The following is a 21933-nucleotide window of genomic DNA, read 5'->3' as shown; positions in this document are numbered from 1 at the left end:
ATGTTCCACGGACGCGCCGGGAGGCAACACGGACCGGTCTGTTCACTCGTTCGGGGGTCGGGCCCATCCGCTGGGCGGGGGCCGCCGAATGACGGGTGTGAGCAGCTTTCCCAGAACTCTTTCCCGCGTCGCGCTGGGCGCGTCGGCCGGGCTCGTGGCCGGTTTCACGGCGCTCGCCGTGGCCGAGCTGGTCGCCGGGCTGGTGCGGCCGGCCGCGGGGCCGGTGACCGTGGTGGGCGGTGCGTTGATCGACCGGACTCCGGCCGCGGTGAAGGACTTCGCGATCCGTACGTTCGGCGAGAACGACAAGGCCGTCCTGCGGGTCGGGATCCTCGCCGCGCTCGGCCTCGCCGCGATCGGTCTGGGCGTGCTCGGCCTGCGTCATCGGCGCGTCGGCGCCGCCGGCGTCCTGCTGTTCGGGGTCGTCGGAGCCGTCGCGGCCCTGGGCCGTCCCGACTCCACCGGCGTCGCTGACGCACTCCCCTCCCTGATCGGAGGCCTGGCCGGCTGCTTCACCCTCTACGTACTGGCCTCGAAAGCAGCCGTGGTGACGACTCCGGCCGACAGCGAGGGCGAGCGCGGGACCGGCGTGTGGGACCGGCGCGGTTTCCTCGTCGCGGCGGGAGTGACCGCCGCGACGGCGACGTCGGCAGGCGTGCTCGGGCGATTCCTGTCCGGGCGGCAGGGTCAGGGGGCGGTCGCCTCCCGAGAGAGGCTGGTGCTGCCCGAGCCCTCTTCGCCAGCCCCGCCCGTACCGCCCGGCGCGAGGCTGAAGGTGCCCGGCATCTCCCCCTTCATCACGCTCACCCGCGACTTCTACCGCGTCGACACCGCCCTGATCGTGCCCACGATCGACGCCGGAACCTGGCGGCTGCGGATCCACGGCAAGAGCGTCACCCGCCCGCGTACGTACACCCTGGACGAGCTCCTGGCCCGTCCGCTCATCGAACGCGACATCACCCTCACCTGCGTCTCCAACGAGGTCGGCGGCCCCTACGTCGGCAACGCCCGCTGGCTCGGCGTCCCCCTCGCGGGCCTGCTCCGGGAAGCCGGTGTCCGGCCGCCCTCCCACGGCGGCGCGGCCGATCAGCTCGTGGCGCGGTCGGTGGACGGCATGACGCTCGGCTCCCCCGTCGAGGACGTCATGGACGGCCGCGACGCGATGCTAGCCGTGGGCATGAACGGCGAACCCCTGCCCTTCGACCACGGCTTTCCCGTCCGCATGCTCGTCCCCGGCCTCTACGGATACGTCTCGGCCTGCAAGTGGATCGAGTCGATCGAGCTCACCACCTTCGACGCCTACGACCCGTACTGGGTCAAGCGAAAGTGGGCCCGCCGGGCGCCGATCAAGACGCAGGCACGTATCGACACCCCCAGACCCTTCGCCCGCCCAGCCCCCGGCACCGTCACCATCGCGGGCGTCGCCTGGGCCCAGCACCGCGGGATCACCCGCGTCGAGATCCGCATCGACGACGGGCCGTGGCGGGACGCCGACCTCGCCGTCCAGGACACCGTCGACACGTGGCGCCAATGGTCCTACCGCTGGGACGCCACCTCCGGCAGCCACACGCTCACCGTGCGCGCCACCGACGGCACCGGCCAGGTCCAGACCGAACAACGCACCCGCACCCTCCCCGACGGAGCGAGCGGCCGGCACAGCGTCTTCGTCACCGTCCCGTAGACCACCGGACCGGCCCGTAGACCACCCGTCCAACCCACAGACCACCGGACCGGCCCCTCAGGCCAGGCCCGGCAGCTCAACCAACACCCTCATCACTCACACGAACAGCTCGTCAAGGAGTAAAAGATCATGAACAGCATGAAGATCCGCCGCACCGCGATCGCCGTCGCCGCGGCAGCCCTGCTCCCCCTCTCCCTGGCCGCCTGCTCGGACTCCGGCAGCGATACCAAGGCCGCCGCCACCGCGGCCGCCGGGGACCAGGCGAAGACGGAGGAGAGTTCCCCCTCCGAAGAGGCGATGACCGGTGACCAGCCCTTCGGCCCGGCCTGCGCCGGGGTTCCCAAGGAGGGTGCCGGTTCCTTCGACGGCATGGCCAAGGACCCGGTCGCCACCGCCGCCTCCCACAACCCTGCCCTGTCGACGCTGGTCGCCGCGGTCGAGAAGGCCGGGCTCGTCGACACCCTCAACAACGCCGAGGACATCACCGTCTTCGCGCCGACCAACGACGCCTTCGCGAAGATCCCGAAGGCCGACCTCGACAAGGTCCTCGCCGACAAGGCCGCTCTCACTGACATCCTGACCTACCACGTCGTCGGCCAGAAGCTGACCCCGAAGCAGCTCGAGAACGGCACCTTCACGACCCTCCAGAAGGGCACGCTCACCACCACCGGATCCGGCGAGTCCTACAAGGTCAACGGCACGGCCGAGGTGGTCTGCGGCAACGTCAAGACCGCCAACGCCAACGTCTACATCATCGACACCGTCCTCATGCCCAAGTAGCCCGTTCGGGCCCGCAAGGGCCAACGGCCGGCGGCCGGCTCCCCCACACCACCGGTGAATCGGCGCCGCGAGCGCAACACCGGCCGCCCCACCCCAGCAACCGTCCCGCGCAGGCCCGCCGAATCGGCAGGGCCTGCGCACGGCCCTCCCCAGCCGACGGTGCGGTGCCGACGGCGTTGCACCCGGCCGACGACGGGCGGGCCGCCTACTGTCTGCCTGTGGACCAGACCGACCAGCGCGCCGAAGGCGCGGGACCGTTCACCACCCGCCTCACCTGGCACCCGCCAGGCGGCGGGACCGCCACCTGGGAATCCAGGCCCGCCCGGCGCCGAGGGCGCATCACCGTCCACCCGCCCGGGGCGACCGGCGCCCGTCACGACACCGCCGACGACACGGCCCTCGCCCGGCTGCGCACACTCAACGCGATCGCGGCCACCGCCTTCATCATCGGCGGAGGTCTCTTCACGGCCGGCGCCGCGATCGCCCAATTCGGCTCCGGTGACGCCACCACCTGTGCCTCGGTGTACTTCGCCGGAGGCCTGTTCTTCAACACCGGCGGCTACGTGTCCCTGCTCCAGGTCGTCAACGCCCCACGCCACATGCCCGGAAAGGAAGGCACGCTGGTCGCCCGAGGGTGGCGCTGGTGGAGCTACGAACCGATGCGGGTCGACTGGCTGAGCGCTTTCGTCCTGTTCGCAGGCACCCTGGTGTTCGCCGTCGACCTGCTCGACTCCTTCCTCCAGGGCCTGACCGTCCAGCAGACCAACCGGCTGATCTGGGCCCCGGACGTCATCGGCTGCGTCCTCTTCCTGATCTCCGGTCACCTCGCGTTCGTCGAGATCTGCCACGGCAGGCCGTGCGTCCGGCAACGCGACCTCGGCTGGTGGATCGTCGCGGTGAACCAGCTGGGCTCGATCCTCTTCATGATCTCGGCCCTCGCCGCCTACACGCGCCCCGCCACCGGCAGCCTGATCAACACCGACATCGCCAACTGGGGCACCCTGACCGGCGCCCTCTGCTTCTCCGCAGGCGGCATCCTCCAGCACTACGAGCGCCCCTGACCCGGCCTGAAACGGCCAGGGGGCGCGGTCTGCGCCGGAGGTCACCTACCAGGTGCCACCCGACAGCGGGCTGGTTCCTACGGGCCGCCCCGCAGGGCGCATGGTCACATCCGGCCACATGATGGAGTCCGGACATCGAACGGAGGCCGATGCATGATCCAGATCGCCGACATCCGGGAGTGGCGCGAGCACGACGTCGTGGACGCGGACGGGAAGAAGATCGGCACGCTCGAGTCGGTCTACGTGGACACCGCCACCGACGAACCGTCGTTCGCGACCGTCACCGTCGGTCTGCCTACCCGGCACCGGCTGGTCTTCGTACCCCTCGGCGAAGCGACGGTCGGTCCCGGCTATGTGAAGGTCCCGTTCACCAAGACCTCGGTGAAGGACGCACCGGCCATCGACACGGACGGCGTACTGCCGGCGGAGCGAGAACCCGAGGTCTTCGCACACTACAACCTGGAGTACCAGCCCGGCGCCGGCGGCGAGCGCCGCCTGGCCAGGCGCTGAACAGCCGGAAGGGGCCCTCCCGGTCTGGGTACTGCCGCTCGTCAGGAACGAGAGGGGCCGACCGTGGTGAATGACCAGGACGCACACGAGGAGGCGGGTGTTCAGATTCCTCCACGTATTCACCCTGCCAGCGAGAGATGGATCGCTGACGCCGAGCGCGACGATCGTCGTGGTCTCGACGGACGTCGCACTCGGCGCGATCGCGCGCACCGGCCCCCGGGCCGGGCGGCTAGTGCTGGAACGGGAAGCGGTAGGAGTCCACGTAGCCGGGGGCCGGGGTGCCGACGCCCGTGACCGTGTCGTAGCCGCGTACCGCGGTCAGGGAGCTGTCCTTGCCGAGGCTGCGGACCGAGGTGACGAGGCCCTCGGAGGCATCCGTGCCGTTCGCGAAGTCGTTGCGGGCCACGGCGAGGTCGCGGTCCTTGCCCAGCGGGTGGTCCGTGACGTCGTGGAGGAGCGGGGAGCCGTAGCGGGCGTAGATGCCGGGGTTGGCGAAGCCGATCGGGAGGCGGCGGGCCTGCTGGGCCAGGGCCTGGAGGCCCGCGACGACCGGGGCGGCGAGTGAGGTGCCGCCGATGCGGTACTCGTCGTACGACACCGAGCCGTCGGGCCAGGTCTGCGTCTGGCCGACGAGGAAGCCGGTGTTCGGGTCGCCGACGGCCGCGATGTCCGGGACCGTGCGCATGCGGGGCGCGCCGTTCGCCTGGGCGAGCGTGTCGGGTACGACGCCGCGCTGGTAGGCGGGCTGGTGGACGGTCGCGCTGGTGCCGCCGCCCGCTCCGCTGGTGTACGCGCCGGGGAAGCCGGTCCAGGCGGAGCCGTCGGCGGCGAGGGGGGCCTTCAGGGTGCCCCAGCCGGTCTCGAACTGGTAGCGGTCGTTCTTGCCGACGGCGAGCGACGTGCCGCCGACCGCCGTGACCCAGGCCGAGTTGGCCGGGGTGTCGACCTGCTTCGTGCCGGTGTTCGCGACCTCGTCGCCGTTGTCGCCGGAGGAGAAGTAGAAGCCGATGCCCTCGACCGCGCCGAGCTTGAAGGTCCGGTCGTAGGCGGCCGCGATCTCCGGGGTCTCGTTGGCCTCGATGTCGCCCCACGAGTTGGAGACGATGTCGGCGAGCCGCTTGTCGACGATCTTGTTGAGGGTGTCCAGGAGGTCGGGGTCGTTGCAGGACGCTCCCGCGACGTAGACCACGTCGGCGTCCGGGGCGACCGCGTGGACGGCCTCGACGTCGAGGGTCTCCTCCCCGTACCAACCGGACGCGTCGCAGTCCTCGGTGTGCGTGTACTCGGCCGGGGTGACCTGGCGGAGCTGGCCGGCGCGGTACGCCTTGTCGCCGTTGCGTGCGGCGTACTTCCGCGCGTCCGCCGCGATGGTCGGGCTGGCGTAGGCGTCGGTGATGGCCACGGTGACGCCCCGGCCGGTGTAGCCGCCGGCGCCGTAGGCGGCGCGCAGCTGCTTGCCGGTGTAGCCCTTCACCGCGTACGGGACCTTCGCACCGTACGCGTCCGGGAGGGAGGTGGCGGTGTTCGACCCGTAGAAGGTGGAGAAGGGGCCCGCGTTGCGGAATCCGGCGCCGGGGCCGGGCAGCGTGTCCTTGTGCGTGGCACGGTGCGGGGCGTTGTCCAGGCCGGTCACCGTCAGCACCGCGTGCGCGAGGGCGCCCGGCGCGGAGGGGGTGGTGGTGGGTGCGCGGTAGACGGCGGCGCCCTTGCGGTAGTCGTGCAGCTGGGTCGCGAACGCCTTCTGGGCGGCGGCCACATCACCCGAGACGGCTATGTAGTGCTCGTTCGTGGCAGTCACAGTGAGACCGGCTCCCTGGAGCCACTGCGTGACGGCCTTGACCTGTTCCGGCGTCGCGCCGAAGCGCGTGCGCACCTGGTCGGGCGTCAGGTAGGCGCCGTAGCTCGGCGACTTCGGGTCGGAGACGGCCTCGGCGTACGCGGTGAGGCCCTGCGGGTCCCGTCCTGCCAGGTAGACGCGGGCGTCCACCCGCGCGGAGCGCGCGGTGCTGCCCCGGTCCGCCGAGTCGGTGGCCCAGCCGGGCCGGGCCCCCTCCAGCGCCACCCGGCCGCCGGGCACCGGAGTCGTGGCCTGCGCGGCCGGTATCCCGACGGCGAGTGCTCCGGCGAGCAGCGGCAGGGCCGCCGCGATGCCCATTGACGTGCGCCGTATCGTACGGCTGCTTCCCATGTCGTCCCCTGTGGTGAGGCGTTCGCGTGCTGCGCGTGAAGCGCAGCGGGTACGGCGCCACTCTGGTCAGGATCAGTTCATGCCAGGGGAAGCGGGTGATCAAAAGAGGTCAAAGAGCTTTCAATGAAAGGGAATTGGCGGCGGCTCCCCCGTTCGCCCGTCGGTCCGGATCGGCCTGGATCGGTCCGGATCGGTCCGGATCGGTCCGGACCGGTCCGGATCGGCCTGGGTGCTCCTCGGTGCGCATCTCCACCCGTACCTCCACCCGTGGGTGCAGGTGTCAGGAGGCGGTCTTCAACATGCTGGATCCATGACTCTCACCGACTGGCTCGTCGACATCGCGCTCATCCTCGTCGTCTTCCGGCAGCTGCGGGAAGGACGACTGGGGCCCAAGTCCTACCTGATCCCTCTGGGGATCGTGGCGTTCTTCGCCTCCCAGTACCTGGACGGCATACCTACGCAGGGCAACGATCTGCTCCTCATCGGCGTGACGGCCGGTGTGGGCGCGGCGCTCGGCATCGCCGGTGGCGTGTTCACCCGGATCCGCGTACTGAACGGCGATCTGATGATCAAGGCCGGGGCGATCTCGGCGGTCCTGTGGGTGCTCGGCATGGGCTCCCGGCTGGCCTTCCAGCTGTGGGTCGACCACGGGGGCGCCGGTGACGTCGGCAGGTTCAGCGTCGCGCACCGGATCACCGGCCAGCAGGCGTGGGTCACCGCCCTTCTGCTGATGGCGGTCGCCGAGGTCGTCACCCGTCTGGCCACGATCTTCGTACGCAGTCAGATGGTGGCTCGTGCGACGGGTACGCCCCAGCCCGGGACGCCGAGCACGCCGCTCACCGGTCGGCTCAAGTGATCATGGCGTATCGTCACAGCATGTCACTGAGGACCCCGAGGACTCCCGGCGGTGTCGAGGGAGCCGGGCCCGGCCTTACGGAGCGTAGCCGGGTTGCTCCGTGGGTATGGGCGGCGGTTCTCTTCGTCGCCCAGGTTCTCACCCTTCGGCCCCTGGGCCTCAGTGGCCGTGGCCTCGCCGTGGCGCTGCTCTTCGGCGTCAACTTCGGCATCTTCGCGCTGCGGCTCGTGCCCAGGAGGCTGCTCCCCGACCGCCTTCTTCTTCCTACGATGGTGGTCGGGGTCGCGGCGGCGGCGGGCTTGCTGGCCGTCGCGGACACGGGGACGGCGTCGCTGTTCGCCTTCTTCCTCGCCGCCTTCATCGGCTACCGGCTGAGCGTCAAGCCGGCCACGGCTCTCGCGGTGGCGCTGAGCCTGCTGTGCGGCGCCGCTCTGGCGTTCCGTGCCGACCCGGGCCAGCAGGGGCTGTCCCTCATGGCCGGGCTGTCGACCGGCGCCCTGGTCCTGGCGGGAATGTCGGGGCGGAGCCGGGCCCAGGCCGTCGAAGCCGCGATCGCAGCCTCCGCAGCGGCCGAGCGTGCCGCCCGCGCCGAGGCCCGGACGTTGGTGCTGACCGAACGAAGCAAGGTGGCACGAGACGTCCACGACGTACTCGCGCACTCCCTGGCCGGCATCAACATGCAGCTCGAACTGGCGGACGCGCTCATCGAGGTCGGTGAGGCGGACAAGGCACGGCAGGCGACCGCCCGGGCGCAGAGCCTCGTGAGGGAAAGCCTGAAGCAGGCGCAGTGGACGGTGCGTGCGCTGCGCGAGGAGGATCTGCCCCTCCTGGAGAGTCTCACCGCCATGCTGGAATCGTCCGGGCATCGTCAGGCCCTCACGGTGACCGGAACGGTGCGTGAGCTGCCGACGCAGACCGCGCACAACCTCCTCCGGATCGCGCAGGAGGCCTTGACCAACGCGACCCGCCACGCGCCTGGAGGCACGGTGCACGTGACGGTGTCGTACGAGGAGAAGACGACCACCTTGAGCATTCTCAACGGGCCGGCGACCCTGCCGGTGTCCGCGGGTACGGGAAGCGGGATGGGGCTGATCGGTATCCGCGAGCGCGTCGCTCTCATGGACGGGACGGTGACGACGGGTCCCGTGCCGTCAGGCCCTCAGCGGGGGTCCTGGAAGGTCGAAGTGGTGATTCCGGCATGACCGGGTCGGCAACGCCCTCTCCCCCGATCAACGTCGTCATCGCCGACGACCAGGCCGCCGTGCGCGAGCCGCTCGCGATGGTCCTCGCACTGGCCGGGGACATCAGCGTCGTCGCGACCGCCACCAACGGACGTGAAGTGCTGGACATCGTCGCCGAGAAGCCCGTCGACGTCGTACTGATGGACCTCCGCATGCCCGAGATGGACGGGACCGAGGCGACACGCCGGCTGGGCGAAGCCCACCCGGACGTGGCCGTGGTCGTCCTCACGACGTTCGCCGACGACGACTCGATCATGACGGCGCTCGCCGCGGGTGCCCGTGGCTATCTGACGAAGAACGCGGGCCGTGAGGACATCGCCCGCGCGATCCGCGCCGCCGCGGCCGGCCAGTCGGTCCTGGACCACGAAGTGCGCAACCGCCTGCTCGCCGCCGTGACCGGGGCACAGCGCTCCGCGCCGCGTGAACCCCTGCCCGCCGACCTGACCCCGCGCGAGCGCGAGGTGCTGGCTCTCATCGGGGAGGGACTGCCGAACCGGGCGATCGCCGAGCGGCTCTTCATCAGCGAGGCCACGGTCAAGACGCACATCAACAACCTGTTCGCCAAGGCCGGCATCCGTGACCGGGCGGATGCCGTGCGCCGGGCGATCGCCGCCGGGCTGGCGTGACTGTCGTGACCGCGCCGGCGGGGGGCGCCGCGGCCGGCGGGGCCGGCTCGGTCGAGGCGCCAAGGGTCAGCTCGCGCGGGCGGCGCGGCGGAGGCGGGCGCGGGCCGGGTCCTGGGCGGGGCGGATGGACGGCGCGGGGTGGTCGTTGGGGGCGCGGCGGACGAAGAGGGTGACGGAGACGCCCTCGGTGAAGCCGTTGCGCCGCATCATCGCGGCGGACGCCTCGTTGCTGCTCTCCACGTCGGTGATGATGCGTGAGGCGCCCGCCGCGAAGAGGGCGTCACAGCAGTGCTCCACCAGCGCGCTCGCCACGCCGCGGCCGCGGGCCCGCTCCTCCAGGGCGATCCACTCCAGGTAGCCCCAGTCCTCTCGCTCGTCGTACGAGAGGGAGCCGAGGACGAAGCCGAGCAGCCCCTCCTCGTCCCGGGCGACCCAGCAGGCGTCCGGCTGGGCGTCCCAGTGCGCCGCGACCGAGGACAGCGCCCACGAGGTGTACGGCATCGCCTTGACGTCGTAGACCCGGTGGCCGAGGTCGAGGACGTCGTGGAGGTGGACCAGTTCCAGCGGGACGATCTCGACGGCGGTTTCACTCATGGCATCGATGATGACATGACCGCAAAGGAGAACTTCGCACGATTTGTCGTCGCTGCCGACGAGTCAGGCGTACGCGTGAGACGGCACGGCACCCGGAGGCGCTGTCGGCCCACTCCCTCCACTTCCCTGTCGGCGTTTCGGCCATACGCCGCGTCGACGTCCAGGCTTGCCCCACACGGATCGATGCACGCCACACGAACTCATTTTCGCCTGATTCCGGGGTTCGAACAGCGTCCGAATTCGCTGTCCTCGAACCACGGACCCGCGTCGTTGAGCCACACGACAGCCCAGCTTTTCGTCCCGCCCCTGACGAGGTGCCGACATGCCGCCATCCGTGGACCACATCCGTTGTACGGTCGCCGACTACCTCGACCGGCATCCCTCCGAACGCAGCGCCCTCTCCGGACTCCTGTCCGCTCTCGACGCCGGGAGTGACGCGACCAGCCGCGCCACGCTGCCCGGACACATCACCTGCAGTGCTGTCGTCCTCGACCGCGATCGGCGCGTCCTGCACGTCGCGCACAGGGCCAGCGGACTGCTGCTCCCCCCTGGCGGGCACGTCGACAGCGGTGACGACACACTGCTCGCCGCCGCACTGCGAGAAGTCCAGGAGGAAACCGGCCTCCCGGCGGCCTGCCTCGCTCTCACACCCGAGTTCGGAGGGGCACCTTTCGACATCGGCGTCCACGGCATCGAAGCCCGCCCGTCGAAGGGCGAACCCGCCCATCAGCACTACGACTTCCGGTTCGTCTTCCGCCTGACGCCCGACGCCCCGGGCCTTTCCCTTCAGGAGGAGGAGATCGCGGGGGCGGTCTGGCTGCCCCAGGACGAGGTCCGATCGCCGACTCTGCGCGCGAAGCTGCGGGACGCCGCCTTGGACGGCACGATCACCCCGGTGAACGCGTCGGCGGTGATCCACGACGGCCACGGGCGGTACCTGCTGCACCTGCGGGACGCGAACAAGCCGGGGATCTGGGCCCCGGGATGCTGGGACCTGATCGGCGGAGGTCGCGAGCCTCAGGACGCGACCCTGCGCGACACGGTCACCCGTGAGCTCCGTGAGGAGGCCGGCCTCACCCTGACCGACCTCCGACCGTACAAGAGCGGCCACGTCACCGGGGCCGACGGGACGCACGTGCCGATCCAGCTGTTCAGCGGCGAGTGGCGCGGGGACCCGGCGGCGCTGCCCTTGACCGAGGGCGTCCTGCTCGCCTGGTTCCGCCCGGAGCAGCTGCCCTACCTGACCATGATGCCCTCCACGCGGGCCCTGCTCCAGCACCATGCGGACGAACACCCCGCCGCCGACACCGGCCTGGCACCGAGGTCACCCACGCAGGCTGTCGCGCCCGCGGGGACCGAACTCCACATCGTCGGCGTCCACCTCTACCTGGAGCACGCGGGAAAGGTGCTGCTGGGGCTCCGCCACGCGAACTCGACCTACGCCGCGCACACTTGGCACGTCCTCGCGGGCCATTGCGAGTACGAGGCAGCGACCGACTGTCTGGTGCGCGAGGCCCATGAGGAGGCGGGGCTGGTCATCGACCCGGCCGACCTCCGCCTCGTCCACACCGTCCATACGATCGACGCGCCGGGTGACCGGCCCCGCATCGGGCTCTTCTTCCGCGCACGCCGCTGGGAGGGCACGCCGGAGGTGCGCGAGCCGGACAAGTGCACTGGCTGGGAGTGGTTCGCTGCCAAGGGTCTGCCGGAGCGGATCGTGCCGTACACACGCGCGGCCATCGAAGGCATCCAGGCCGGGCAGTCCTACACGGAGTTAGGCTGGGCACGATGACCGACTTCGCCGACGTCCACGTCGCGTACGACACACCCGAGCAGCGCGCGGGATGGGCGCTGCCCGGCCGTCTGCCTCCACGGAAGGTGAGCCATTGCCCGGGCTGTCTGCCGTCGAGTTCCTCGACGACACCGAGATCATGTTCGCGGAGCACCCGTTTCCGGGCCTCACCTCGCGGGAGCGGGTCGAGGTGGACCGCATCTGGCGGGAGACCCAGGCGCGCAACCCTGCGGCGTTCGACGGGCCGATCGCCGCCGCGCTTGGCGTCGACCAGCCTCGCACCGGTCCGCCGGTCGTCCGCTGGGCGGCGACGACCTACCGGAGCCGGGCTCTTCGGCGCCTGCGCCCGCTCGATCGGGTCCCCGGCGCGCTGTTCGTCACCGTCCTCGTACCGACGGAGAGGGGGCTCCTCATCGGTCGCGGATCACCCTGCACGGCGCACCCCGGCTTCTGGGCGCTTCCCGGCGGCGCGGTCGAGCCACCCCGGGCCGGACAGGCCCTGGACAGGGCGGAGCTGGGTCGGCAGGCTGCCCGCGAGCTGGTCGAGGAGACCGGCGTCAGCGTCGACGCCGGGGAACTGCGGCCGTGGGCCCTCACCCGTGGGCGCCGGTTCGGCAGCCTCGGCTTCCACTTTCTCTGCCCGCCCCAGCGCAGCGATCGAGTTCTGCGACTCCACGCGGAACTGGCCGCTGCGCACTCCGGTTCCGGCACCGAACCGGAGCTCGACCAGCTCTCCTTCGTGCCCTCACCAGCCCTTGCCGGGAGCCTCGCCCCGACGGCGGACTTCCTCCCCCAGCTCCTCGACCGGTACTTCACCTCTTCATCCACCCACCTCCTCACCCAGACATCCGGTCCGCCCTCTGCCACACCTCACCGATCGGAGAAGCGATGACGGCACGCACCGACGACCAGCCGCCCACGACGCGCCTGACCGACCAGCAGTACGGAGAACTGCGCGCGTGGCTGCTCTGTGGGCCGGCACGAGCGTCCTGATCACGGACGAGCGTGGCAGAGTCCTGGTCCAGGAGGTCGACTACCTCCCCTTCCGGCTGTTGCCCGGGGGCACTGTGGACCAGAACCCGACGAGACCTCCCCCTGGAGAAGCGCGCGGCCTCCCCGAGTGGTACAGCCCGACCGTGGGACGAAAACGCGACAGGGGCCCAGCGTGCTGGGCCCCTGCCTTTCGTAGCGGGGACAGGATTTGAACCTGCGACCTCTGGGTTATGAGCCCAGCGAGCTACCGAGCTGCTCCACCCCGCGTCGGTGATGCCACCTTACACGCGAGGAGCAGAGATTCTTGTATCGGGTCAGCCGCGGACGATGTTCTCGGCCTGCGGACCCTTCTGGCCCTGGGTGACGTCGAAGGTGACCGTCTCTCCCTCGACCAGCTCCCGGTACCCGTTACCGGTGATGTTGGAGTAGTGGGCGAAGACGTCCGGGCCGCCGTCCTGGGCGATGAAACCGAAGCCCTTTTCGGCGTTGAACCACTTCACGGTGCCGCTGGCCATGCTGCGTATCCTTCGATTCTTGCCGGGTGCCCCGGCGGGTGACATAGAGGGCCCTCCGCTGCCGGAGGGGCCCGGCGTTCGTCCTACCCCACCCAGAGCCCAGCTATTCGATCATTCGTCCAAAAGTCGGATGTCGTAGGGGCGGCAGCCGTGCCGCCCCTACAAGCGCTCCGCCCGGTCGCGCCCCGGTCTGTGGGTCGGCAGCGCCCTGCGGTCGCCGGACGCGTTGGCCTGAAGTCGTCAGGGTCGCCGTGTGGGCGGTGACGTTTCGGGGCCTTTGGCGGTGACGAGTCCCGGATCGTTCTCTGTTCGCTTATGGGTCGTTTCGTCGAGATGCGTCGTTCATGCTGGTCACGGGCTGCGGGGTGGGAGCCAAGCCTCGGGGGGCCTCGGGGCCGCCAGTATTTACGGCCATGGGGGCCGATGTCGGACGGTGGGAAAGTGGCCATTCTTTGCCTCTGGCCTACCTCGCCGACGATCTCCCGAGGATGACGGCTCGTTCCCGACGGTCGTCCGGATAGCGGGCGGACGGTGTCATGACCTCATCATCACGTGTCCCGGCACCCTCGTCCCCGCACCGCTGCGCGCCCCGCACCGCGTGTCAACCGCGCACCGGTGGATGTCTGGAAGGGGTCCTGCCCCGGTCCGTCCCCGGCATCGCCGCTGTACCTTCCTCCTGACCCTGACGCCGACCGGCGTTGTTCGTGCTTTCTTCCCCACCCAGGCCGCTCCGGCGGCCTCAGCAGCCCAGCGCGCCGCACCTCCCCCCCGTACCCCCCTCTGCCTTCCCAGGTGGTTCGCCATGCCCGCTGCACCTGCCCGGCCCCCGACCTCCCGCACCCGGCCGTACGACTCCGGCCACTCCTAGGGACCCCTTTGCACCAGCGGACGCGGACGAGGAAGGCGAACACGACGGTGCGATTCCAGTTACTCGGGCCTTTGAGCGTCACCGACGGGCGGGACGTGGTGATGCTCCCGCCCTCCAAACCGACGGCGTTGCTCGCCGCGCTGCTCCTCCGGTCGGGTTCCATCGTGTCGACGGACCGCCTGCGCGACATCGTCTGGGGCGAGGAGCACCCCCCGACGGCCAAGACCGCCCTGCAGAGCTGCGTCCTGCGCCTACGGCGGCTGTTCGCCAAGTACGGGATCGAGAACCAGGCCGTCGTCGCCGTGGCCGGCGGCTACCGGATCGACGCCGACGCCGAGACGCTCGACCTGCTCCACTTCCGCCGGCTCGTCGAGCGGGCCACCGCGTCCGGGAACGAATCCGAGCTGTACACGCTGCGCAGCGCGCTCGCCCTGTGGCAGGGAGGCCTGCTCTCCAACGTCCCCTCCGACCTGCTGCACCGGGACGAGGTGCCCCGCCTCGCGGAGGAGCGGCTGACGGTGCTGGAACGCGTCTGCGACATCGAACTGGAGCACGGCCGTTGCCGCGAAGCGCTCGTTGATCTTTGGGAGGTTACGCGCGTATACCCGGCCCACGAGCGGTTCGCCGAGCAGCTCATCGTGGCCCTGTACCGGACGGGCCGGCAGACCGAGGCCCTCGCGGAGTACCGCAGGATCAAGGAGCATCTGCGCGAACGGCTCGGTGTCGATCCGCGGGCCGAACTCCAGCGTCTGGAACTGGCGATCCTGCGGGGCGAGGACCTCGGCCGCGTCGAGGTGGCGCGAAGACGGGCCCCGCTGGCGACGGCGCCGGTCGCCGTCGTTCCGTCCCTTACCCCGCCGCCGGCCGCCCTGGTCGAGCGTGTCGTCCCCGGGCCGCCTCCGTCTCCGCTCCTGCCTCCGTCTCGGATCTCGTCTCCGCTCCCGCCGATCCCGACCATCCCCGGATTCATCGGACGGGAGCACGAAGTCGACCGTCTGGTGGGCCTGTTGACTGCCCCGAGACCCGACGGCGGCTTCGACCGGGCTCCGTTCGCCGTCCTCTCCGGAGCTCCCGGCATCGGCAAGACCGCGCTCGCACTGCACGTCGCCCACCTGGTGAGCGGTCACTTCCCGGACGGCTGTCTCCTGTTACCGCTGACCTGTCCGGACGGCAGTCCCCGCCCGGCGGAGGAGGCCGCCGACGAGCTCCGCCACGCGTTGCCCGCCGGAGCCGGCCCGGGCCGCGTCCTGCTCCTCCTCGACGACGTCGTCCACCCCGATCAGGTCCGCCCGCTGCTGACCACGTACGCCTGCGGCGGGGCGATCGTCACCAGCCGGATGGGGCTCGCCGCGCTCGTCGCCACCCACGGTGGCACCGTGCACCGGCTCGGAGCCCTCGACCCCGAGCAGTCGCAGGCGCTGCTCACCGCCGTCCTCGGCCGGGAGCGGATGGCCACCGAGCCCACCGCGGCACTCCCCCTCGCGACCGCCTGCGGCCACCACCCACTCGCCCTCCGCATCGCGGCCGCCCGGCTGCTCACCCGGCCCCGGCTGCGCCTCGCCGACTACGCCGACTGGCTCCGGCACGACCCCGTCGGCCGGCTCAGCCTCGCCGACGATCCGCGCATGTCGGTGTCGCAGCGGCTCGACGAGGCACTGAGGCGGCTCCCTCCCTCGCTCGCCGAGGCTCATCTCCGCCTCGCCTCGTCGCTCCACGGCTCGTTCACCACCGCCGGGGCGGCCGGGCTTCTCGGCCTCCCGGAGGACGCGGCGGAGCAGGTCATCGAGCACCTCCTCGACGCCGGTCTCCTGGAGGAGGGGCAGCCCGGCGCGTTCTGGACGCACGATCTGCTGCGGGCGCACGCCCGGCGTGCGGCGGGTTCCTCCGCCGGCCACGCCCCCGCGCTGCTGCGCCCGCCCCGGCACGGAGAGTTGCCACAGCTGGACGGGACCAGGCCGGCCGCCCTGAGGTGACGACCGGGCCTCGCCTTCGTTCGCCGGACCCAGCAGGCCCCACGCACCCCCATGCACCGCCATGCACCCCCTGCACCCCTTGCACCCCTTGCACCCCTTGCACCCCGCGCGCCCTAGCCGCCCCGCCCGCCCCGTACCCCAAGTACGTCCCGCTCCCCCGCAGTGCAGTCGGCCCACCACCCCGGCTCCATCTCGCCGCCCCGAAACGAGAGGTGTGACGCACGCATGACCCTTACGTCGTACGCGGAGATCGCCGGAACCCGGCCTCGAGTCCGTCGAGATGTCCTGTTCACCCAGACCCCCAACGGCGTGATCTTCCACAACGCCGACGGCGGATTCCAGCTCACCGCGAAGTCCGGCTACCGCTTCGCCACGCTCCTCATGCCGTACCTGGACGGCAGCAGAGCGGTCGAGGAGATCTGCGCGGGGTTCGGCGACACGCAGAAGGCCATGGTGGGCGAGCTGGTGCAGGCGCTCTACGGGCGGGGCTTCGCCCGCCCCGTACCGGCGCCGGACGAGACGCCCGCCGCGCCCGCCCCCTCTCCGGAGGCCGCGGCCCGCTTCGCCCCGCAGATCGCGTACATCGACCACTACGCCGACGCCGCCGCGAGCCGCTTCGCGCGCTACCGGGAGACCCGGGTCGCGGTCGTCGGCGACGGTCCGGTGGCCCGCTGGTGCGTGCTCTCCCTCGTCCGGAACGGCTGTGCCACCGTCGGTGTCGACCGCTCCCTCGCCGAGGGGACCGGCGGAGTGACGCCGGAGGAGTTCGCGGCCGTCCGCGCTGAGGCCGCCGCCCTCGCCGCGGAGGGCTGTCCCGTCGAACTGCCGCTGCTGCCGGGGCGGGAGGCCGTCCACGGCCGGGGAGCCTGGTCCGCGTACGAGGGCTACGACGTGGTGGTGGCCGCCGCCGGCCCCGACGTCCCGGGGCTGGTGCTGCCGCTGCTGCGGGAGGGCGTTCCGCCGGGTCGTACGCTGCTGCCCGCCTGGACGTTCGGCGGCTCGGCCGTCGTCGGCCCTGCTGCGACCCCGGACTCGTCGTCCTGCTGGTCCTGCGCCGCGCTCCGGCTCGGCTCGGCCGGCGGCGGCGCCGCGTCGGACGCCGCCGAGCTGTGGAGCGGTGTCGCCCTCGGCACCGGCACGCCCGGGAGCCGGCCGGCCGGGCCGCTCGCGGCGATGCTCGGGAACCTGCTGGGGTACGAGGTGTTCCGACTGGTCACCGAGGCCCTGCCGGCCGAGACCCGGGGCCGGGTGCTCATCCAGTCCATGGCCAGCCTCGACGTCGCGTCGGAGCCCCTCCTCCCCCACCCGCGCTGCCCGTTCTGCTCGCCCCCGGCGGGCCTGCCCGAGCCGGTCGACGTGGCGTCGGCGCCGGCGCGTCCCGCCTTCCTGCCGACGGTCGCCACCGCGCCCGACGACGACGCCGCCCAGGGACCGCTCGCCGAACTGGAGCGGCGCTCGGCGCTCGTCCGCCCCTTCACGGGGGTCTTCACCTCGTACGCCGACGAGCCGCTGACCCAGACACCCCTCAAGGTGGGCTCGGTCGTCCTCGGTCTGGGCCCCCGGGGCACCCGTACGATCACGGCCTTCGACGTGCACCACACCGCCGGCGCCCGCCTGCGGGCGCTGAACGCGGCGGCGGTGGTCTACGCCGAACACGTCGTCCCGTCCGCCGCCTTCACCGAGCCCCTGGACGCCCTGCCCCCGGTGGTCCCCGACACCCTCACCATCGCCTCGGGCACCGGCGGCTCCGGCGGTACGACGACCTGGACCCCGGCCACCTCGCTCCTCACCAAGGAGGTCGTACGGGTGCCCACCGGCGCCGTGCGTCCCTTCGGCCCGGACAACGCCGACCGTCGCTTCGAGCCGACCCGGGCCGGAGCCGGGGCGGGGTCGGACCTCCCTGAGGCGGCGGTCGCGGGACTGCTGTCGGTCCTCGCCCACGACGCCCTGCGCCGGGCCGTCACAGGCTCCGGTGACACCGCCCTGATCGCACCCGAGGTCTTCGGCGCGGACCCGGAGACCACGTTCCTGCTCCGGTCGGCCGCGCTGCTCGGCCTCACCGTCGAGCTGCTCGACCTCGGCGAACGGGCGCACTCCGGCGCATCGGTCGTCCTGGCGAGGACGGTGGCCGACGGCGCGGCGCCCGGCCGCTGGGCCGTCGGCGCCGCCCTCGACCTGACCTCGGCCGCCGTCGACGCGGTCCGGGACCTCCTCGGAGAGGTCCAGCTCGCCGGGGAGGAGCGGCCCACGGACGAGGGCGACCCGCTGCTGCGTGACCTGGCCGCGTCCCTCGTGCCGGTCACCCGGAACGAGCCGGCGCGGTCGCCGGGCGACCCCGTGGAGTGGCCCCACGTCCTGGAACGCCTCGCCGCCACGGGCCGGGACGCCTTCGTCGTCCCGACACACGCCACCGACCTGCCGACGGCGGGGATCCACACCGTGCGGGTCCTGCTGACCAGGGGCCTCCGATGAGAGCGGAGACCGCGGCCCCGACGGAGGTCAGGGCCGTGCCTCGGCCGGACTCCGGTACCGACGGTGCTGCCGGTACCGCTGGTGCCGCTGGTGCCGCCCGTACCTCCGCTGGCGCCCGTACCTCCGCTGGCGCCGCTGCCCCCGGCGCGCTCGCTCGCGCCGCATCCGCGTCCCGGTTCGCCGTCGCCCTGCGCACGGCGCTCGACGAGATCGGAGCCGAATCAAGCGGACCCGCCGCACCCGCACCCGCCGTAACCGTCGCCGCTCTCGGTGTCCAGGACGCGTTCGCGACCCCCGCCGACGGGCAGGGGACCCGCCCCGACCCCGCCGACGCCGACCGCCTGGTCCCCGTGCATCTCTATGGCCGTCAGGTCATCGTCGGTCCGTGGCCCGCAGCGTCCGGGACCGCCCGGGCCGGCTGCGCGACCTGTCTGCGGCGTCGCTGGCAGGGAGTTCGCTCCGTGCCCCTGCGCGAGGGGCTTGAGCTCGGGTCGGAGACCCGGGCCGCGGGCGAGTGGCCGTACGGGGTCTCCTTCGCCGCCACCGCCGTCGCCGCCCTGGTCGCGGGGCTGGCGGAACAGGGGCCGGAGGCCGGCCCGTACCCGCGGGTCCATCTGCTCGACCTCGACGCCATGACCGTACGGAGCCATCCGCTGGTGCCCGACCCGGAGTGTCCCTCCTGCGGTACGCCCGAGGAGGACACCGCCGAGGCCGCCACCCTGACGCTGCGTCCGGCGCCGAAGTACCGGCCGGGTGTGTTCCGGGTCCGCCGGATCGAGGACTACGGGCTTCCCGTGGACGCGTTCGCCAACCCCCATTGGGGCGCGATCGGCCCGTCCGTCGTCTTCGACGTCGCCTCGACCACCACCTCGGCCACCGTCGGCTGCTTCTCGTCCCGCTCCGGGGAGTACCTGCGCGAGACGTTCTGGGGCGGGCATGCCGACACGTACGATCACAGCCGGCGCATCGGGGTGCTCGAAGGGCTGGAGCGCTACGCGGGCATGCGTGCCCGGACCCGGCCCGCCCGTCTCCGGGCCTCGCTGGAGGACCTCGGCCCGGTGGCCGTGGACCCGCGCGAGACCGGCCTGTACGCGGACGCGTTCCACCGCGACAACCCCCGGGTGCGGCCCTTCACGCCGGACCGGGAGATCCCCTGGGTGTGGGGCTGGTCGCTGCGCGACGCGGCGCCGCGCGCGGTGCCGGAGATTCTGGCGTACTACCACGCGCCGGGTCTGGAGAACCGGTTCGTGCAGGAGAGCTCCAACGGGTGCGCGTCCGGCGGCAGTATGGAGGAGGCCGTCTACTTCGGCCTGATGGAGGTCATCGAGCGGGACGCCTTCCTGCTCGCCTGGTACGGGCAGGTGCCCCTGCGCGAGATCGACCCGGCGACCAGCTCCCGGCCGAGCACGCGGCACATGGTGGACCGCCTGGCCATGTACGGCTACCGGGCGCGCTTCTTCGACACCCGCGCCGACCTCCCGGTCCCGGTGGTCACCGCGTGTGCCGAACGGTTCGACGGGGGTGTGGGCCGCATGTGCTTCGGCGCGGGCGCGGGACTCGACCCCGAGTCGGCCCTGGACTCGGCGCTCTGCGAGATCGCCACCGACGCCGTCAACCTCGTCGGCCGGACCCGGCGCGACGAGGCCCGGCTGTGGGCGATGGTCGCCGACTTCGACCGGGTCACCACGCTCCACGACCATCCGCTGGTCTACGGCGTGCCCGAGATGGGCCGGCACGCCGACTTCCTGCTGCGCCGGCCGGACCCTGGCCCGCCCCTCGCCGTCGCCGACCTCGCGTGGCCGGACACCGACGGCTCCACCGGCGCCATGGACCTGCGCCAGGACCTGCTGCGCGCGGTGGGCGCGGTCACGGCGGCCGGTTTCGACGTGGTGGTGGTCGACCAGACCCTGCCCGAGCAGCGCGCGCTGGGGCTGCACACCGTCAAGGTCCTGGTGCCCGGTCTCCTGCCCATCGACTTCGGCTGGTCGCGGCAGCGGGCCCGTCACATGCCCCGGATGCGCGCGGCCCTGGGCGCCGCAGGTCTCCACCCCGCACCCCATCCCTTCCCGTAGCGGCATCCGTCCCGCACACGTCCGAAAGGAGGCCGACCCCATGGGGTACGCCCATGAGTACGCCGATGCCGTCCTGCACCGCGGCCGCGTTCCGATGGAACCCGCCGACTTCGTCCCCGACTGGCCCGACGGGCCGCGCAGGGGGAAGTTCTACCCCGGTGTGGACTCCTACGCCCTGCCCGACGGGGACGACCTGGCCGACGCGCCCGCGAGGGCCGGCCTCCTCCCCCGGTCCGGCGGCAGGTCCTCGGCCGCGGATCCGTCCGGTGCGCCCGGCGCGTCCGGCGGCTTCACGCTTCCCCTGCTGTCGGCCATGCTCAAGGACTCGTACGGGCTGACCGGACGCCGTCTCGGCATCCAGGCCAACAGCGACCTGTCGGGGCTGCCGTTCTACACCCACGCCAACTGGTCCCGCGGCACGGCGGGCGGCGGCGGTCTCTACCCGGTCGGCATCTATTGGGCCTCCGGTCCTTCGGGCCCGCTCACGCCCGGCATCCACTACTACGACGTCCACCGGCACGCCGTGCAGCGGCTGTTGACGGGGGACGTGACGGCGCGGGTGCGCGAGGCGCTGGGGCCGGACGCCCCCGCCGAGGCACTGGCGACCGACCAGTACCTGATCCTCGGCGTCAAGTACTGGCAGACGGCCTTCAAGTACAACAGCTTCGGCTACCACGTGGTCTGCACCGACGTCGGGACGCTCGTGCAGACCTGGCGGATCTGGTCCGCCGCCCACGGGCTGCGGACCGCGCCCGTCCTGTGGTTCGACGAGCCCCGGCTGAACGGCCTGCTCGGCACACTCGGCGAGGAGGAGGGCGTCTTCGCCGTCGTGCCCCTGCGCTGGGACGGCGACGACACCGCGCCGCGTACCGCGGTGGTGGACGGCCCCGACCCGGCGGTGCGGCACCGGGAGGCCGAGCGCTCCCGTACCGTCATCGAGTTCCCCACGATGCTCGCGATGCACGCGGCGGCCTCGGCCGGCGCCGCCGACCGGCCCGCCCCCGGAGCGCTCGCCCCGGCGGCCGCCCGGCCCGTCCCCGAGGGCGGCACCCGGGTCCCGCTGCCCGCGCCCGACTTCCCCGAGATGCCGGTGCGCCGCGTCCTGCGGGCCCGGCGCAGCAGCTTCGGCCGCTTCGACGCGGCCCGCCCCGTCACCCCCGGTCAGCTGTCGTCCGTGCTCGCGGCCTGTGCGGCGACCTCCCTGGGCGGGGAGGCCGACCCTGACGGCACGCTCCGGCAGGTCCGCCTGTACGCCTTCGTCAACCACGTCACGGGCATGGCGCCCGGCGCGTACGTCCACGACCCCGACGCGGGCGATCTCGCGCTCGTCGTCCCCGGCCCCCAGGGGGCTTTCCTCCAGGAGAACTACTTCCTGGCCAACTACAACCTGGAGCAGGCCGGCGTCGTCCTCGTGCCGACGGTGCGGACGACGGCCGTCCTGGACGCGGTCGGGGACCGCGGCTACCGGCTCGCCGTGGGTACGGCGGGCGCCGTGGCGCAGACGTTCTATCTGGCGGCGTCCGCCCTGTCGCTCGGCGCGGGGGTGGCGCTGGGCTTCGACAACGTGTCGTTCGTCGAGAAGCTCGGGCTGGAGGGCACCGCGGAGGCGCCCCTGCTGATCATGGCCCTCGGCCACGAGCGCCCGGGCCCCGCCGACTTCCGTCACGAGATCGCCTGAGGGGGACCGACGATGACACTGCTGACCAATGCC

Annotated in this window: 16 protein-coding genes and 1 tRNA gene; 13 read left to right on the top strand and 4 right to left on the bottom strand. The window is 72.2% G+C overall.

Annotated elements, in window-relative coordinates; all coding sequences use genetic code 11:
• The first annotated feature begins 88 nt into the window (after nt 1-88).
• The 4 genes from ACZ3ZE_RS23390 to ACZ3ZE_RS23375 all read left to right on the top strand — a co-directional run bounded on the left by ACZ3ZE_RS23390 (nt 89) and on the right by ACZ3ZE_RS23375 (nt 4032).
• Nucleotides 89-1681, top strand: coding sequence for a molybdopterin-dependent oxidoreductase (locus ACZ3ZE_RS23390; RefSeq protein WP_467260521.1), 1593 nt, complete (start codon nt 89-91; stop codon nt 1679-1681).
• A 129-nt stretch (nt 1682-1810) separates the two neighbouring features.
• Complete coding sequence (locus ACZ3ZE_RS23385; RefSeq protein WP_361176483.1) at nt 1811-2461, top strand: fasciclin domain-containing protein; 651 nt, start codon at nt 1811-1813, stop codon at nt 2459-2461.
• Between the two features lie 218 nt (nt 2462-2679).
• A complete protein-coding gene (locus ACZ3ZE_RS23380; RefSeq protein WP_361629441.1) occupies nt 2680-3522 on the top strand; it encodes a hypothetical protein in 843 nt (280 codons plus the stop codon).
• 153 nt (nt 3523-3675) lie between these two features.
• Nucleotides 3676-4032, top strand: a complete 357-nt coding sequence (locus ACZ3ZE_RS23375) for a PRC-barrel domain-containing protein (RefSeq protein WP_361176487.1) — start codon at nt 3676-3678, stop codon at nt 4030-4032.
• A 229-nt stretch (nt 4033-4261) separates the two neighbouring features.
• On the opposite strand, the gene ACZ3ZE_RS23370 is transcribed toward ACZ3ZE_RS23375, so the two are convergent.
• Entirely contained in the window at nt 4262-6220 is a 1959-nt protein-coding gene (locus ACZ3ZE_RS23370; protein ID WP_467260518.1) for a S53 family peptidase, read from the bottom strand.
• Between the two features lie 310 nt (nt 6221-6530).
• Here ACZ3ZE_RS23370 and ACZ3ZE_RS23365 point away from each other — a divergent pair, with 310 nt between their 5' ends.
• From ACZ3ZE_RS23365 to ACZ3ZE_RS23355, 3 genes are all read left to right on the top strand, one after another.
• Nucleotides 6531-7076: a hypothetical protein gene (locus ACZ3ZE_RS23365; RefSeq protein ID WP_361629450.1), complete on the top strand. Its 546-nt coding sequence runs from the start codon at nt 6531-6533 to the stop codon at nt 7074-7076.
• 179 nt (nt 7077-7255) lie between these two features.
• Entirely contained in the window at nt 7256-8278 is a 1023-nt protein-coding gene (locus ACZ3ZE_RS23360) for a sensor histidine kinase (RefSeq protein ID WP_361176493.1), read from the top strand.
• Complete coding sequence (locus tag ACZ3ZE_RS23355) at nt 8275-8943, top strand: response regulator transcription factor (protein ID WP_361629456.1); 669 nt, start codon at nt 8275-8277, stop codon at nt 8941-8943. The genes ACZ3ZE_RS23360 and ACZ3ZE_RS23355 overlap by 4 nt, the downstream gene beginning before the upstream one ends.
• A 66-nt stretch (nt 8944-9009) precedes the next feature.
• Here the strand turns inward: ACZ3ZE_RS23355 and ACZ3ZE_RS23350 are convergent, their stop codons facing one another.
• Nucleotides 9010-9537 (bottom strand): GNAT family N-acetyltransferase, encoded by a 528-nt coding sequence (locus ACZ3ZE_RS23350; RefSeq protein ID WP_361176497.1) that lies wholly within the window; start codon nt 9535-9537, stop codon nt 9010-9012.
• 322 nt (nt 9538-9859) lie between these two features.
• On the opposite strand from ACZ3ZE_RS23350, the gene ACZ3ZE_RS23345 reads away from it, so the two are divergent.
• Together ACZ3ZE_RS23345 and ACZ3ZE_RS23340 are read left to right on the top strand one after the other, a co-directional pair.
• The gene (locus ACZ3ZE_RS23345; protein WP_467260515.1) at nt 9860-11329 is read left to right on the top strand and encodes an NUDIX domain-containing protein; all 1470 of its coding nucleotides are present in this window, start codon (nt 9860-9862) and stop codon (nt 11327-11329) included.
• A gap of 94 nt (nt 11330-11423) precedes the next feature.
• Complete coding sequence (locus tag ACZ3ZE_RS23340; protein WP_363290610.1) at nt 11424-12221, top strand: NUDIX hydrolase; 798 nt, start codon at nt 11424-11426, stop codon at nt 12219-12221.
• A gap of 294 nt (nt 12222-12515) precedes the next feature.
• Here ACZ3ZE_RS23340 and ACZ3ZE_RS23335 read toward each other — a convergent pair.
• A tRNA-Met gene (locus tag ACZ3ZE_RS23335) sits at nt 12516-12589 on the bottom strand.
• Between the two features lie 47 nt (nt 12590-12636).
• On the bottom strand, nt 12637-12837 hold the full coding sequence (locus tag ACZ3ZE_RS23330; protein WP_361176501.1) for a cold-shock protein: 201 nt from the start codon (nt 12835-12837) through the stop codon (nt 12637-12639).
• Between the two features lie 915 nt (nt 12838-13752).
• On the opposite strand from ACZ3ZE_RS23330, the gene ACZ3ZE_RS23325 reads away from it, so the two are divergent.
• The 4 genes from ACZ3ZE_RS23325 (at nt 13753) to ACZ3ZE_RS23310 (ending at nt 21900) form a co-directional block, all read left to right on the top strand.
• On the top strand, nt 13753-15678 hold the full coding sequence (locus ACZ3ZE_RS23325; protein WP_467260513.1) for an AfsR/SARP family transcriptional regulator: 1926 nt from the start codon (nt 13753-13755) through the stop codon (nt 15676-15678).
• A gap of 225 nt (nt 15679-15903) precedes the next feature.
• On the top strand, nt 15904-18150 hold the full coding sequence (locus ACZ3ZE_RS23320) for a TOMM precursor leader peptide-binding protein (protein ID WP_467260510.1): 2247 nt from the start codon (nt 15904-15906) through the stop codon (nt 18148-18150).
• A complete protein-coding gene (locus tag ACZ3ZE_RS23315; RefSeq protein WP_467260508.1) occupies nt 18147-20222 on the top strand; it encodes a TOMM precursor leader peptide-binding protein in 2076 nt (691 codons plus the stop codon). The genes ACZ3ZE_RS23320 and ACZ3ZE_RS23315 overlap by 4 nt, the downstream gene beginning before the upstream one ends.
• 40 nt (nt 20223-20262) lie before the next feature.
• Nucleotides 20263-21900 (top strand): nitroreductase family protein, encoded by a 1638-nt coding sequence (locus tag ACZ3ZE_RS23310; RefSeq protein ID WP_467260506.1) that lies wholly within the window; start codon nt 20263-20265, stop codon nt 21898-21900.
• Nucleotides 21901-21933: the final 33 nt, after the last annotated feature.

It is taken from the genome of Streptomyces sp. NPDC023157, assembly GCF_055560575.1.
The sequence above is the reverse complement of the archived record's forward strand: the minus strand, read 5'-3'. Positions and strand labels throughout refer to the sequence as shown.